At 62.2% G+C, this 13,501-nt stretch carries 13 protein-coding genes; 6 read left to right on the forward strand and 7 right to left on the reverse strand.

What is annotated here, in order from left to right; genetic code table 11:
- Positions 1-192: 192 nt before the first annotated feature.
- From APH25_RS16275 to APH25_RS16300, 6 genes are all read left to right on the forward strand, one after another.
- Positions 193-1,014 (forward strand): BON domain-containing protein, encoded by an 822-nt coding sequence (locus APH25_RS16275; protein WP_060482616.1) that lies wholly within the window; start codon positions 193-195, stop codon positions 1,012-1,014.
- Positions 1,015-1,188: 174 nt separating this feature from the next.
- On the forward strand, positions 1,189-1,479 hold the full coding sequence (locus APH25_RS16280) for a hypothetical protein (protein WP_028633111.1): 291 nt from the start codon (positions 1,189-1,191) through the stop codon (positions 1,477-1,479).
- 34 nt (positions 1,480-1,513) lie between these two features.
- The gene (locus APH25_RS25040; RefSeq protein ID WP_023532363.1) at positions 1,514-1,675 is read left to right on the forward strand and encodes a DUF1328 domain-containing protein; all 162 of its coding nucleotides are present in this window, start codon (positions 1,514-1,516) and stop codon (positions 1,673-1,675) included.
- A complete protein-coding gene (locus APH25_RS16285) occupies positions 1,675-2,145 on the forward strand; it encodes an inhibitor of vertebrate lysozyme family protein (RefSeq protein WP_060482617.1) in 471 nt (156 codons plus the stop codon). The genes APH25_RS25040 and APH25_RS16285 overlap by 1 nt, the downstream gene beginning before the upstream one ends.
- Before the next feature lie 736 nt (positions 2,146-2,881).
- Positions 2,882-4,210, forward strand: coding sequence for a glutamate/aspartate:proton symporter GltP (gltP, locus tag APH25_RS16295; protein ID WP_060482619.1), 1,329 nt, complete (start codon positions 2,882-2,884; stop codon positions 4,208-4,210).
- A gap of 168 nt (positions 4,211-4,378) precedes the next feature.
- A complete protein-coding gene (locus APH25_RS16300) occupies positions 4,379-5,608 on the forward strand; it encodes a nucleoside recognition domain-containing protein (RefSeq protein WP_060482620.1) in 1,230 nt (409 codons plus the stop codon).
- On the opposite strand, the gene APH25_RS16305 is transcribed toward APH25_RS16300, so the two are convergent.
- The 7 genes from APH25_RS16305 to APH25_RS16335 form a co-directional block, all read right to left on the reverse strand.
- Entirely contained in the window at positions 5,590-6,216 is a 627-nt protein-coding gene (locus APH25_RS16305) for an ABC-type transport auxiliary lipoprotein family protein (protein WP_060482621.1), read from the reverse strand. The two genes, APH25_RS16300 and APH25_RS16305, sit on opposite strands and share 19 nt — an antisense overlap.
- The gene (locus APH25_RS16310) at positions 6,213-7,151 is read right to left on the reverse strand and encodes an MlaD family protein (protein WP_060482622.1); all 939 of its coding nucleotides are present in this window, start codon (positions 7,149-7,151) and stop codon (positions 6,213-6,215) included. Before APH25_RS16310 ends, APH25_RS16305 begins: the two co-directional genes overlap by 4 nt.
- Positions 7,152-7,154: 3 nt before the next feature.
- Positions 7,155-7,946 (reverse strand): ABC transporter ATP-binding protein, encoded by a 792-nt coding sequence (locus APH25_RS16315; protein WP_060482623.1) that lies wholly within the window; start codon positions 7,944-7,946, stop codon positions 7,155-7,157.
- Positions 7,943-9,076 carry an ABC transporter permease gene (locus tag APH25_RS16320; protein ID WP_060482624.1) on the reverse strand — a complete coding sequence of 378 codons (1,134 nt, stop codon included), beginning with the start codon at positions 9,074-9,076 and terminating at the stop codon, positions 7,943-7,945. Before APH25_RS16320 ends, APH25_RS16315 begins: the two co-directional genes overlap by 4 nt.
- A 71-nt stretch (positions 9,077-9,147) precedes the next feature.
- On the reverse strand, positions 9,148-10,170 hold the full coding sequence (locus APH25_RS16325) for a DUF5924 family protein (protein ID WP_060482625.1): 1,023 nt from the start codon (positions 10,168-10,170) through the stop codon (positions 9,148-9,150).
- 92 nt (positions 10,171-10,262) lie between these two features.
- Positions 10,263-11,669, reverse strand: a complete 1,407-nt coding sequence (locus APH25_RS16330; protein WP_060482626.1) for a pitrilysin family protein — start codon at positions 11,667-11,669, stop codon at positions 10,263-10,265.
- Positions 11,670-11,699: 30 nt separating this feature from the next.
- Complete coding sequence (locus tag APH25_RS16335; RefSeq protein ID WP_060482627.1) at positions 11,700-13,358, reverse strand: Na/Pi cotransporter family protein; 1,659 nt, start codon at positions 13,356-13,358, stop codon at positions 11,700-11,702.
- Positions 13,359-13,501: the final 143 nt, after the last annotated feature.

Genomic DNA, 13,501 nt, shown 5'->3' on the forward strand with positions numbered 1-13,501 from the left:
AATATCTTTGTTTAGTGTGGGAAAAATCGGGCAAGTTGCATGGTCAATTCTGAAGGATTCTGCCCTTTGCATGCTAGCAAATGGCCGAATGATGCCTGAAAGCCGCAATCTGCCGGTGATTTGCTTAGAGGCAGCGCTTGGCACATTGGTTGCGATGAATTACAGATTTTGCCTACAAAAAGGGAGAAAGCCATGCCATTTCCTTTCCGCGCCTTGGCCTTGGGTGTCAGCTTGCTGGCAATTGCGCACCCTGCAGCCGCTGACGCCGTGCACGATGCCCGCCTGCAGGGGGCGTTGCAAACTGCACTGTCGCTTAACCCGGTGCTGAACCCGTACCGCATCAAGGTCGAGGTGGACGGTGCTCAGGCGCAGCTGTCGGGTGAGGTGGAAAATGCTGTCGAGCGTCGGTTGGCCGAGGATGTCGCCTTGGCCACCTCCGGCATCGACAAGGTGCAGAACCAGTTGCAGGTGAACGCGAGCCTGGTCGAACGCCCGCTTGAGCTGCGTGCCTACGCCCGGCGTGTGGAGGACGCCACCTTGGCAGCTGTGATCAGGGCGCGTTTATCCTGGAGCCGCGTCACCGAAAAAGCGCCTATCGAGGTGAACAGCGACAACGGCGTGGTAACGCTGCGTGGCCGGGTGGACAGCACCGAGGCCAAGGAGCTGGCGGGGGTAGTGGCGCGCACTACCGACGGCGTTTACCTGGTCAACAACCTGGTCAGCCTGGACACTGCAGCCATGGCCAAGGCCAGGACTGCACCGGTAGGCCTGCCCAGCGGGCCGCAACCCAGTGATGGCTGGATCGTCGACAAGATCCAGAGCAGTTACCGCTTCAGCCGCAACCTGGATGGCCTCAACCTCAAGGTCGTGAGCGAGGAAGGGATGGTGCGCTTGTCGGGTGAGGTGGTCAGCCCTGAGCAAAAAACCATCGCCTCTGAGATCGCCCGGCAGATCATCGGCGTGCGTGGCGTGGATGCAGACATGCTCAAGGTCGCGACGAAGGTGGAAGGCTGATCGTGCATTTCGCACGGAGGTAAATCGGGCATCGTGCAGGATACGTCCCGGTGTTGATTGGTTCAATATTTTAAGTTATTGATTTATAAGGTTTTTCTAGTGATTTAAAAGCTGGCACGCAGGCTGCAATTACTTGTTCAGGTCTGGACAAAAAATTACAGCAGGAGAGCCAGCATGAGCCGCCAACCCGTCAACCACTCGCAAGTCGCTGCACTGCCTCTGCGCCAAATCTTGTCGCTGGGGGTTGCGGTGGTGCTGACTTTGGCAGCCGGCCTCTTCTACTACAGCGTTCAAACAGCCCGCCTTGCGGATCAGGTGGCGGCGCAAACCGCCTTGCTGTCCCAGATCCAATCGACGCGGGCCAGTAACCTGGTAAAGGCAGCGGAACAGCTGCCTTCGCAAGGCAAAGCCGCTTCACCGGCCACCGTTGAACACGTCGTACCTCAGGATCGTTGGGTGTTCTGACCCACACTGCCGTCAAAAAGAAAGGAGAATCACCATGCTGAGCTGGGCTATCACTTTCCTCATCATCGCTATCGTCGCTGCAGTTCTGGGCTTTGGTGGCATCGCGGGCGCTGCTACAGGGATTGCCAAGATCCTGTTCATCGTCTTCCTGGTTCTGTTCGTCGCTTCCTTCTTCTTTGGACGTGGTCGACGGTAATGGGCAGCCTGTTGCGTAACGTTCTGGCTGGCGCTCTGCTGTTGAGCGCCACTGGCGCGGCGGTGGCGGCCAATGATGGCCAACTGCGTGTGAACCAGCTGCTGGGGACCGACGCCAATTACAGGGAAGCCTGGCACGACGCGATCAAGGGCAAGGAAAACCTGCCGGAATGGGTAATCAACCTGTCGGGCAGTTCGTCTCAGCAAATGTCGGCGTTGACCAAAGATGGCGACAAGTACCTGGTCGGCCCGCTGTGCGAGTCAGACAACAACTGCACTTACAAGCGCCTGATCGTGGCAGTGAGCTGGGACAAGGATGATGCCTACGGCATGTTGGTGGAAGTGCCTGAGGGCCTGCCAAGCGACAAGTCGCCGACCCGTCACGCCAAGTACACCTGGTTCGGCAAGCCGGATGACGGCATGAAGGCGTTGTTGCAGGACCAGCTCAAGCGTGACCCGAACTGGTATTGATTGTTTGCTGACGGTGCGGGCAAAACGCCCTGCACTGTCACGAAATGGAAGCTGAACGGCCCTATAGTGTCAGCCTTCCATGATGCGCCGCTCCGAGGAGGAGCAGCACATGACCATGGGGCCGGGCTGTTCTGGCTGTTGCAGGGTCGGAGCGGCCTAGGGGTACAGGGAGTGCCTCCACTCAGTGGGCCGGGTCAGGAAAAGGCGGAATCGGAAGCGTCAGGCTGGGTGCCATGGAAAGGCTCATGGCAGGCCTGGCTTCCGAGGAGCCCGTCGCGCTGGGCTTGCACGTTTATTGTTTGAAGACACATTTTGTCTCAACCGTACATCAGTTTTTTTTCGCCCTGTCCTTCATTCATTCGGGTGGCATTTTTGCCATTCGGATTGTCGAACAAGCCGAATCTTCCTACCTTCCGCTACTGTCATTTCTGCCTTGATTTGGCGCTATGGCCTTGTTCGGTATCCCGAACGCGGACCATCCAGGCTCATTGCAGCGCTCAATAACGCTGAAATCCTTATGCCTTATCGGTATGGGCTATGCATTTCAGGCATTAGATTTCCCCTTTTGCCATCGCAATAGTTGCCGCCTTTTTCGCCGGCCAGGGCGCCCTCACGCCCGCCTGCGCTGTCCTTACAACACGTTGCCTTGCGGAGGGCGTTACCGCCGGAGTTTGCCGATGGCAGGGTCTGCGGGTTTCCGTGAGGTGGCATGACCACTAGAACAAAGGGTAAAGACATGAAGAAGGCAAAACTGAGCCTCGCCTGGCAGATCGTCATCGGTCTGCTGCTGGGCGTTGCAGTCGGTGCGCTACTGAATCACTTCAGTGCGGAAAAGGCATGGTGGATCAGCAACGTCCTCCAGCCAGCTGGTGACATCTTCATTCGCCTGATCAAGATGATCGTCGTCCCGATCGTGATTTCGTCGTTGATCGTGGGTATCGCCGGGGTTGGCGATGCGAAAAAGCTGGGCAGTATCGGCCTCAAGACCATTCTGTATTTCGAAGTCGTCACCACCATTGCCATCGTCGTGGGCCTGGTGCTGGCCAACCTGTTCCACCCAGGTGCCGGTATCGACATGAGTACCTTGGGTACCGTGGACATTTCCAAGTACCAGGCAACCGCGGCTGAGGTGCAGCATGAGCATGCCTTCATCGAAACCCTGCTCAACCTGATCCCGTCGAATATCTTTGCAGCGCTGATGCGTGGCGAAATGCTGCCGATCATCTTCTTCTCGGTGATGTTCGGCCTGGGCCTCTCCAGCCTGCAGGCAGAGCTGCGCGACCCGTTGGTGCGCACCTTCCAGGCCGTTTCGGAAACCATGTTCAAGGTCACTCACATGATCATGAACTACGCCCCGATCGGTGTGTTTGCCCTGATTGCCGTGACCGTGGCCAACTTCGGCTTCAGCTCGCTGCTGCCGCTGGCCAAGCTGGTGCTGCTGGTGTACTTCGCCATCGCCTTCTTCGCCTTCATGGTGCTGGGCCTGGTGGCGCGGCTGTTTGGTTTCTCGGTGATCAAGATCATGCGCATCATGAAAGATGAGCTGATCCTGGCCTACTCCACCTCCAGCTCGGAAACCGTGCTGCCGCGGGTGATCGAGAAGATGGAGAAGTACGGCGCGCCGAAGTCGATCTGCTCGTTCGTGGTGCCAACCGGCTATTCCTTCAACCTCGATGGCTCGACCCTGTACCAGAGCATTGCGGCCATCTTCATCGCCCAGCTGTACGGTATCGACCTGTCGTGGAGCCAGCAGCTGCTGCTGGTGCTGACCCTGATGGTGACCTCCAAGGGTATCGCGGGCGTGCCGGGCGTGTCGTTCGTGGTGCTGCTGGCTACCCTGGGCAGCGTGGGCATCCCGCTGGAAGGCCTGGCCTTCATTGCCGGTGTCGACCGCATCATGGACATGGCCCGTACTGCGCTGAACGTGATCGGCAACGCCCTGGCGGCGCTGGTGATCTCCCGTTGGGAAGGCATGTACGATGCGGCCAAGGGCGAGCAGTACTACGCCTCGCTGGTTGCCGAAAAACAGCAGGCTGCGGTGGTTGGCGAGCCCGTCAAGCGCTGAGCGTGATGGTTGCTTGAACAGAAGCCCCGACTTGTCGGGGCTTTTTGCTGTCTGTAAGGGCTGTAGGGTGCAGTTGGCGCTATGGCCGGCAAGCCGGCCCTACCAGGGGTGAAGCCGTTAGGGGCAACTTCCGCTATCATTCGGGCATTTTTCAGGGGGTACACGCGGATGCTCAACGGCCTTTGGCTCGGCTTTTTCCTGGTGGCAGCAGTGTCTGCCATGGCCCAATGGCTGGTAGGTGGCAACGCTGGCATCTTCGCGGCGATGGTCGAGAGTATCTTCGCCATGGCCAAACTGTCGGTCGAGGTGATGGTGTTGCTGTTCGGCACCCTCACCCTGTGGCTGGGCTTTCTGAAAATTGCCGAGCAGGCCGGTATCGTCGAGTGGCTGGCCAAGGTGCTGGGCCCGCTGTTCGCCCGGCTGATGCCTGAAGTACCCCCCGGGCACCCGGCGCTGGGGTTGATCACCATGAACTTCGCCGCCAACGGCCTGGGCCTGGACAACGCTGCCACACCCATCGGCCTGAAGGCGATGCGGGCCCTGCAAGCGCTGAACCCCAGCAGCACTACCGCGAGCAATGCACAGATTCTGTTCCTGGTACTGAACGCCTCTTCGCTCACCCTGTTGCCCGTGACCATCTTCATGTACCGGGCCCAGCAAGGGGCACCTGACCCGACCATGGTGTTCCTGCCCATTCTGCTGGCCACCAGCGTCTCGACCCTGGTGGGCCTGTTGTCCGTGGCGGTGATGCAGCGCCTGCGGCTGTGGGACCCGGTGGTGCTGGCCTATCTGATCCCCGGTGCCTTGCTGCTGGGCGGCTTCATGGCGTTTCTGGGCACCTTGTCGGCGGCTGCGCTGGCCAGCCTGTCGTCCATACTGGGCAACCTCACCCTGTTCGGGGTCATCATGCTGTTTCTGGTCATCGGTGCGCTGAAGCGGGTGAAGGTGTACGAAGCCTTCGTCGAGGGCGCCAAGGAAGGCTTCGACGTGGCCAGGAACCTGCTGCCTTATCTGGTGGCAATGCTGGTGGCGGTTGGCGTGCTGCGCGCCTCAGGCGCCCTAGAGATCGCCCTGGACGGTATCCGCCACCTGGTGACTTGGTTGGGCCTGGATACGCGATTCGTCGATGGCTTGCCCACCGCGCTGGTCAAACCGTTCTCGGGGAGCGCGGCGCGGGCCATGCTGATCGAGACCATGCAGGCGCAGGGCGTGGACAGTTTCCCGGCGCTGGTGGCCGCGACCATTCAGGGCAGTACCGAAACCACCTTCTACGTGCTGGCGGTGTACTTTGGCGCGGTGGGTATCCAGCGCGTCCGGCATGCGGTCGGTTGCGCGTTGCTGGCCGAGTTCTCCGGCGTGGTGGCGGCGATCTTCGTCTGCTACTGGTTCTTTGCCTGAAGCCAGGCCCCGGCCTGGGTGATGGTCCAGCCCACCACTTGCCCGGTCAGCTGGTCGCTGGCCTGGCCGAAGCCGGCGACGACGGCTGGCAATTGCGTGTCAGCCAGCGGCTGGTGCACCTCGAACCGCTTGCTGGCAAGGATGCGCTGGGTGCGCCCTTGCACCAGGCGCGCGTCATAGCGAACCACCACTTCCACGGCCCCGCCCGGGCGGTATTCGGTCTGGAAGGCCAGCAATTCACCCACCAGCTCGAAGTCGCCCTGCAGGTTGCTGTCGTCAGCGCTCAGGCGCTGCACGCGGCCGTCCCGCTGGAAGCCATCGAGCAGGCGGTTGCGTACCAGAATGGGGGTGGCATCAGCCCAACGTGCCCCTTTGTAGCTGCTGATTACATTCCCGTGGGGGACGACGGCAATTCGTGGCCCGGCGAGCGCCTCGCTGGCCAGGGGCTTGTTCAGGCGCAATGACCACTCCACCGCTGGCACCGCCCGGCTTGGCTGGTCGACTGGCAGGCGGTAGAGGTCGACAGGCTCGCTGTGCGGCAGGATCGAGCAGGCGCTGGCCAGGCTCATCGCCACGGCCGCGCCCAGCAGGCGCATTGTGGCGCTCATGGCTGAAACTCCTTGTGGTTGTCGCGGCCCAGCAGGTAGCCGCTGGGGTCGGCTTCCAGCTGCCGGGAAATGCCCTTGAGCGCATTCAGCGTCTCACGCAGTTCACGAATGGCCGGCGTCAGCTGGTCGAGGCCTTGGGCGCCGTTGTCGAGCGCTTCGCGGTTGTCCTGCAGCAGGCGGTTGATGGTGGCCGTGCTCTGGGCCAGCGACTGCATGGCCTGCTCGGCGCTGCCGATGGCCTGGCGCCCTTCACTGTTGAGCAGGCCATTGGCGTTACGCATAAGCGCCTGGGTTTCGGCCAGGGTGGCGCTGGCTTGTTTGCCCGCCTGTACCAGCTGCTCGATGGCCTGTGTGATGCTGCCGTGCTGCCCGGCCAATGCGCCTGTGGTCTTGTCGAGGTTGGCCAGGGTGTTGCCAAAATGGCCGATGTTGTCCTCGGAGAACATCTGGTTGGCATTGTGCAGCAGCAGGTTAATGTTGGTGACCAGGTCGCTGCCGTCGGTGAGCAGGCGTGCAATGGGCGACGGCGAGGCGATGATCACCGGCAACTGGCCGTCCCTTCCCTTCAGCTCCGGGCTCTGGGGCGTGCCACCGCTCAGCTGGATGAACGAGTTACCGGTTACCCCGGCCAGGGTCAGCTTGGCCTGGGTGTCTTCCTTCACGGGGGTGTCGGCACTCAGGCGTACGCGCGCCAGGACCCTGCGAGGGTCTTTCGGGTCCAGGCGCAGGCTGGACACATCGCCCACCTTGATGCCGTTGTACTGCACGGCGCTGCCCCGGGACAGCCCGGACACAGCTTCGTTGAACACGACCTCGTAGTCCTTGAAAGCATCGTCCACGCTGGATTTGGCCAGCCACAGGCCGAACAGCATGGCGCCGGCCACCACCAGGACGGTGACCAGGCCGATGAGAACGTGATGGGCTCGGGTTTCCATTGCTCAGTGCTCCTGCCCGGTACGGAGGGCGGCCTGCTCGGCTGCGCGCCCGCGGGGGCCATGAAAGTACGCTTGGATCCAGCTGTCGGGGTGTTGCGCAACCTCTGCCAGTGGGCCCGCCACCAGCACCTTCTTCTGTGACAACACCGCGATGCGGTCAGTAATGGTGTAGAGGGTGTCCAGGTCGTGGGTAATCAGAAACACCGAAAGGCCCAGCGCGTCACGCAGGGTCAGGATGAGTTGGTCGAAGGCGGCTGCACCGATCGGGTCCAGGCCTGCGGTGGGTTCGTCAAGAAACAGGATGTCAGGGTCCAGCGCCAGGGCACGGGCCAGCGCCGCCCGCTTGATCATCCCCCCAGACAGCGATGCCGGGTACTTGTCGGCGGCCGAGATCGGCAGCCCGGCCAGGGCCAGCTTGACCCCGGCCAGGTGTTCGGCGTCGGTACGGGACAGGCCGGCGTGCTCGATCAGCGGCAATGCCACGTTCTCGGTCAAGGTCAGCGAAGAGAACAGCGCGCCTTTCTGGAACAGCACGCCAAAACGCCTTTCAACGGCCGAGCGCTGTTCTTCACCCAGGCTGGCGAGGTCCTGGCCAAACACCCTGACCTGCCCTGCATCGGGGCGGCGCAGGCCGACGATACTGCGCAGCAGCACCGACTTGCCGCTGCCCGAGCCACCCACCACCCCCAGAATTTCACCCCGATAGAGGTCGAGATCAAGGTTTTCGTGCACCACCTGTTGCCCGAAACGGTTGCAGATACCCCGGGCCTGGATGACGGTGTTGTCTGTGCTCACCAGCCCATCTCCATGAAATACAGTGCTGCAACGGCATCCAGTACGATCACCACGAAAATCGACTGCACCACCGCGGAAGTGGTGTGCGCGCCTACCGATTCGGCACTGCCGCTGACCTTGAAGCCTTCCAGGCAGCCGATGGCAGCAATCAGGAACGCGAAGAACGGTGCTTTCACCAAACCTACCAGTAGGTGCTGCACGCCAATGTCGGTTTGCAGCAGCGACAGGAACATGGCCGGCGGAATATCCAGGGACAACGCGCACACCACGGCGCCACCGACCATGCCGCACAGCATGGCGACGAAGGTCAGCAGGGGTAATGAGATCAGCAGCGCCAGCACCCTGGGCAGCACCAGCAATTCGATGGGGTTGAGCCCCAGGGTGCGGATGGCGTCGATTTCCTCGTTGGCTTTCATCGAGCCGATTTGCGCTGTGAAGGCGCTGGCCGTGCGGCCGGCCATCAGGATGGCGGTAAGCAGCACGGCAAACTCGCGCAGGAATGAAAAAGCCACCAGGTCGACGGTGAAAATAGTGGCGCCGAAGTCTGCCAATACCGTGGCCCCGAGGAAGGCCACCACCGCCCCCACCAGAAACGTGAGCAGGGCCACGATGGGGGCAGCGTCCAGGCCAGTCTGCTCGATGTGCGCAACGACGGGGGTCCAGCGCCAGCGGTGGGGTTGCAGGGCCCGGCGCATCAGGGTTTGCAGGATTACACCAGCGAAGCCAAGCAGCTGCAGGGTATCCCGCCACAAAGTGCCCACCGCGCAGCCGATGCGTTCCAGCAGCATCAGCAGCGCATTGCGCTCAGGCTCCCTCACCGGGATGCAGTAGTTTTCGACCGAGGTATAGACGGTGTTCAGCAGTGCGCGGTTTGCCTCTGGCAACTGAGCCGTACAGCGGGCCAGGCGTTGCGCCCCCAGCAGTTCGGCCAGCAGCGAGGCGCCGGCAGTGTCCAGGCGGCCCAGCTGGCTAAGGTCGGCGACGGCATCGTCGCCGTACTGGGTGCGCAAGCTCTGGCTCTGGCGCCTGAGGGTGGCATAGTGCGCCAGCGTCCAGTCACCGGCGATGCGCAGGCAGGCCGGGTGGCTGGATGTATCGAGGGTGGCGCTGGGGGGTGAAAACGGCTCCATGCTACAGGCTCTGCGCTAGGGCTCAGGGGCTGATCATAGCGCATGTGGGCGCCGGATCACCCGCCATTGCCTTATCCCGCCTGCGCGTCGTCCACTACCTTGAAGCGCAACACCCCTATCACCTGACCATCCTCGGTCAACACCCTTACCTGCCACCTTCCCACCGGGTTGGGCGGGAAGTTCTGCTTGTGCGTCCAGGCCCGATAGCCTTCCTTGCGCCCGCCATGAATGTCCAGGGCAATGCGGTCCACTTCCTGCCCGTCCTTTTGCCACACGTGATAAATGCGCTCGTTCAGGCCGCGGGGCGCGTTGATGGCGGTATAGGCATACAAGCCGCTGCTGCGGATACGGCTGGCGGCGATTTCATCCAGCGGTTCGCCGGGCTGGCGGTTGATCACCTCGGTACTGACCGCAACCTCGGTCATCCACAGGGTGGCCGGGGGTACCCATGAGCGCAGCAACCAGCCCCCGCCGCCCACCACCAGGGTCATGACCACTAGGGCCAGGCCACGCCGCCAGCTGTTGATCGGGAAACTGCTGGCCAGGCTCGGGAACGAGAGCACCATGGCAGCGATCAGCGCCAGCTTGAAGCTCTGCGCGGTGGTGAGGTGCATGATGATTGGCAGCGCGGTGAGCAGTGCCGCGAACAGGGTGAAGGTGTGCAGCGCCATGAACAGCCAGCGCCGGGGCGCGAGCCACCGGTAGTACAGCGGGTCGATGATGGAGATCAGCCCCGCCACACCCAGCAGGCCGGTGAACACCAGCTGGCCGCTGTTCCAGGTGGTGGTGATGAAGAAGAACGGGAGGACGAAGAACAGCGATTCCTGGTGGATCATCTGCGTGGCGTAACGCAGCAGCGGCTGGGGTATTTCACGCTTGAAGGTACGGGCGAACAGGCCGGTCAGGGTGTTTTCCAACATCAGCCACACCCAGCTGACCAGCAACAGCACCGCTACCCAGCTGGCCAGGCCAGCCTGCCGATCGACCAGGATGAAGCTGCCGATACCCGACAGAAAACCGCCCAGGGCAATGACGCCCGGGTAGCGTTTGAGCAGTTCGATGATGCGCTGGACGATCTGGGGTATTGGGGGCATTGAGGGCTACGACGCAAGAGTGAAGTGGCTGTACCAGGGCCATGACGCGCAAGCGACCGCAAGCCCGATACTGGCGAGAGAATACCGCCGATTCACCGCTGCCGTGTAGCACCACTGGGCTTGTGCGGCGCCTGCCGGCGCCAGCGCAGCAGGCCAGCCGCCAGTATCAGCCCGAGCACCAGAAACACCAGGCCATACAGCTCGTCGTAGCCGAGCAGCGGTTTTTCGATGCGGATATACCCGTCGCCCTTGAGCAGCTGCCTGAGGGCCTGGTTGGCTTGCTCGAGCGTGACATGGCGCAACTGGCGGGTGGGGCTTGCGAAGCGGCCATCGGTGTAGTCGTTCAGCGCCCCCCAGTAATAATCGGCCAGCGCGCTGTTGCCCTGGGTGCTCCAGCTTTCCCTGGCAATGCTGGCCTGCTTGATGCGGGCGAAGGTGTCTGCATCCAGGCCGTCCTTGCGCAGGCGCTCGAACAGCGACTGCATCACGTCGACGGCGCGGCCGATGTCGTCACGCTCAAGGTCTGCATTGAGGCTGATCAGCCCGGTGTCGCCATAGCTTTCACGTTGTACTGAGGGGCCGTAGGACAGGCCGTTGCGCAAACGCAGTTGGTCGTACAACGCCCAGTCCAGGTAGCGCGACAGCAGGTCGAGGGTGGCTTGGTGATCGTTGTCCAGCACCGGCTCGATGAACAGCCAGTGAAGTTTGGCGCTATCACCCAGCCAGCCGTGCATCAGGTCGCGGCGCTGGTCTGCCTTGTGGCTGATGGTTTCCAGGTCGCGGCGTTCTTCGGGCTCGGTAGCCGGCAGTTCACCGAAGGTGCGCTCCAGGTAGGCGGGCAGCAGGCGATCGAGGCCACCTACCATGATCAGCGTCATGTTGTTGGCCGCGTACCAGCGTTCGCGCAGCCCTTGCACCTGTTCCAGGGTCATGTCATCCAGGTTGGAACGCTCCGGGCACTTCAGGCCCAGTTCGGTGGCCAGTTGCTGGCTGGCAGGGTGGCCGATGTCCTGGCGGTCCAGCCAGCGCTGCAGATGGCCGTAGTGGCCACCGTCTTCGCGCTCGATGATGCGTTTGGCGGTAGCCAGTGCCTTGGCATCGATGTGCGTGTCTTGCAGGATCGCCAGCAACAGGTCCAGCACCTTGCGCTGGTTGCGCGCCGGGGCTTCGATCACGAAGGTCGTGTCGGCATTGCTGGTGTAGGCATTCCACTCACCACCCAGCGCCTGCAGGCGCCGCTCCAGGCCACCCTCGCCTGCTTCGTCGATACCGCTGAACAGCAGGTGTTCAAGCAGGTGCGGCAGTTCTTTCTGCTCGCAGCCGAAGTCGTCCAGGCCTACGCCTACCACCAGGCGAATCGATACATGATCCCGTTCGTAGCCGTCTTTCAGGATGACCTGCAGGCCGTTGGGCAACAGATAACCTTCCACACGCGAACGGTCCAGGGCAAACGAAGGCAGGCTGCAGATCAGCAGGCAGATGAACATCAGGCAACGCATGGGCGAGCTAGGGTCCTCGGGTCGGCACAATCATGGCAGAGGGGCTTCGTCCGGCACGCTGTCGAGCATCAGCCCGCCCGTGTCCGAGCCGCCCAGTACCACATAGGCACTGCTACAGAACAAAGAGTTCAAACGCTTCATGTCCGCAATCAGTTCCAGGTGCAGTGAGCTGGTTTCGATACTTTGCACCACCTTGCGTTGCAGGCGGCTGACATGGGCGTGAGCCAGGCGACGTTCCTGGGCGCGAAAACGGCGCTTTTCCCGCAGCAGCAGGCGGGCGCTTTCCGGGTCTGCGCTGAGGAACACCGAGAGGCCCAGGCGCAGGTTGGCCAGCAGCTGTTCCTGCAGGCCGGTAAGCTCTTCCAGGCCTGTTTGCGAGAAGGCGCGGCGCTGGCTGGTCTTCTGCTGCTGCACCTTGCGCAACATGCGTTCGACCAGGTCGCAGGCCAGTTTCAGGTTGATCGCCAGCTCGATGATCTCGGCCCAGCGGCGGTTGTCATGCTCGCTGAGGTCTTCGCGGGCCATCTGCGCCAGGTACAGCTTGATGGCGCTGTACAGGGCTTCTGCGTCTTCGCCTAACGCCCGCACCTGTTGCGGCAAGGCGGCCTGGGTACCGCGCAGTGCACCCAGCATGGCTTCGAGCAGGTTATCGACGATATCGCCCAGGCGCAGGGTTTCGCGTGCGGCATTGGCCAAGGCCAGGCTAGGGGTTTCCAGCGCCGAGGCGTCGAGGTGGCGTGGGCGTATCTGGCCATTGCTGGCTTCGCGTTCTGGCAACAAGCTGTTGCACAGCCGGCCCATGGGCTTGACGGTAGGCAGCATGATCAAGCAGCGCAGGGTGTTGTAGAGCAGGTGGAAGCCGATGACCAGCTCCTGGGGGCTGAAGCTCAGCGAGTCCATCCAGGCTACCAGCGGGTGCAGCACCGGGATGATCAGCACCAGGCCAATGAGTTTGTACAGCAGGCTGCCCAGTGCTACCCGGCGCCCGGCCGCGTTCTGCATGCTGGTGCTGATAAAGGCCAGCAGGCCGCTGCCGATGTTGGCCCCGACCACTAGGCCGATCGCCACCGGCAGGCTGATCACCTCGGCACCGGCCAGGGTGGCGGTGAGCAGCACCGCCGCCAGGCTTGAGTAGGACACCATGGCAAACATGGCACCTACCAGGGCATCGAGCAGGATATCCCCGGTGAGCGAGGCGAACAGCACCTTCACCCCTTGGGCGTGGGTAATGGGCGCGGCGGCTTGCACAATCAGTTGCAGCGCAAGAATGATCAGGCCCAGGCCGATGCCCACCCGGCCAAGCTGGCCGGCGCGGGTCTGCTTGCGCGACAGGAAAAAGATCACGCCCAGGAAGATGAGCAGCGGCGACAGCCACGACAGGTCGAAGGTGAGCACCCGGGCCATCAGCGCCGTGCCCACGTCTGCCCCGAGCATGATCGCCAGTGCCGGGGTCATGGCCATCAGGCCTTGGCCCACGAACGAGGTCACCAGCATGGCAGTGGCGTTGCTGCTTTGCACCATGGCCGTCACCAGAATGCCGGCAATGAACGCCAGCGGGCGCTTGTCCATGTTCTGGCCGATGATGCGCCGCAAGTCGGAACCGAACACCCGAAGGATGCCGGTGCGCACGATGTGCGTGCCCCACACCAGAAGTGTGACTGCCGAGAGCAGGTTGAGCAGGGTCAGCATGGCGGGAACCCCCTGTTGCACTGGCCATTGGGCCAGAAGACGAAGCGCGGGCACGTGGAAATTTCCGTTGCCCACTCAAAGCTTTAGTTGTTTTGTGCAGCGATCGCCAGCTTCGCATGGCAGTCATCATTTTGAAACATTTA

Source organism: Pseudomonas sp. NBRC 111119 (assembly GCF_001320125.1).
GTDB classification, from domain to species: Bacteria; Pseudomonadota; Gammaproteobacteria; order Pseudomonadales; family Pseudomonadaceae; genus Aquipseudomonas; species Aquipseudomonas parafulva.

What these genes read in the sequence shown, in the direction of transcription:
- APH25_RS16330 (WP_060482626.1), bottom strand. Translation starts at nt 11,669, where the DNA reads ATGCGTTGCCTGATGTTCATCTGCCTGCTGATCTGCAGCCTGCCTTCG.
- APH25_RS16280 (WP_028633111.1), top strand. Translation starts at nt 1,189, where the DNA reads ATGAGCCGCCAACCCGTCAACCACTCGCAAGTCGCTGCACTGCCTCTG.
- APH25_RS16305 (WP_060482621.1), bottom strand. Translation starts at nt 6,216, where the DNA reads ATGAGCGCCACAATGCGCCTGCTGGGCGCGGCCGTGGCGATGAGCCTG.
- APH25_RS16275 (WP_060482616.1), top strand. Translation starts at nt 193, where the DNA reads ATGCCATTTCCTTTCCGCGCCTTGGCCTTGGGTGTCAGCTTGCTGGCA.
- APH25_RS16285 (WP_060482617.1), top strand. Translation starts at nt 1,675, where the DNA reads ATGGGCAGCCTGTTGCGTAACGTTCTGGCTGGCGCTCTGCTGTTGAGC.
- gltP (WP_060482619.1), top strand. Translation starts at nt 2,882, where the DNA reads ATGAAGAAGGCAAAACTGAGCCTCGCCTGGCAGATCGTCATCGGTCTG.
- APH25_RS16325 (WP_060482625.1), bottom strand. Translation starts at nt 10,170, where the DNA reads ATGCCCCCAATACCCCAGATCGTCCAGCGCATCATCGAACTGCTCAAA.
- APH25_RS16300 (WP_060482620.1), top strand. Translation starts at nt 4,379, where the DNA reads ATGCTCAACGGCCTTTGGCTCGGCTTTTTCCTGGTGGCAGCAGTGTCT.
- APH25_RS16310 (WP_060482622.1), bottom strand. Translation starts at nt 7,151, where the DNA reads ATGGAAACCCGAGCCCATCACGTTCTCATCGGCCTGGTCACCGTCCTG.
- APH25_RS16335 (WP_060482627.1), bottom strand. Translation starts at nt 13,358, where the DNA reads ATGCTGACCCTGCTCAACCTGCTCTCGGCAGTCACACTTCTGGTGTGG.
- APH25_RS16320 (WP_060482624.1), bottom strand. Translation starts at nt 9,076, where the DNA reads ATGGAGCCGTTTTCACCCCCCAGCGCCACCCTCGATACATCCAGCCAC.
- APH25_RS25040 (WP_023532363.1), top strand. Translation starts at nt 1,514, where the DNA reads ATGCTGAGCTGGGCTATCACTTTCCTCATCATCGCTATCGTCGCTGCA.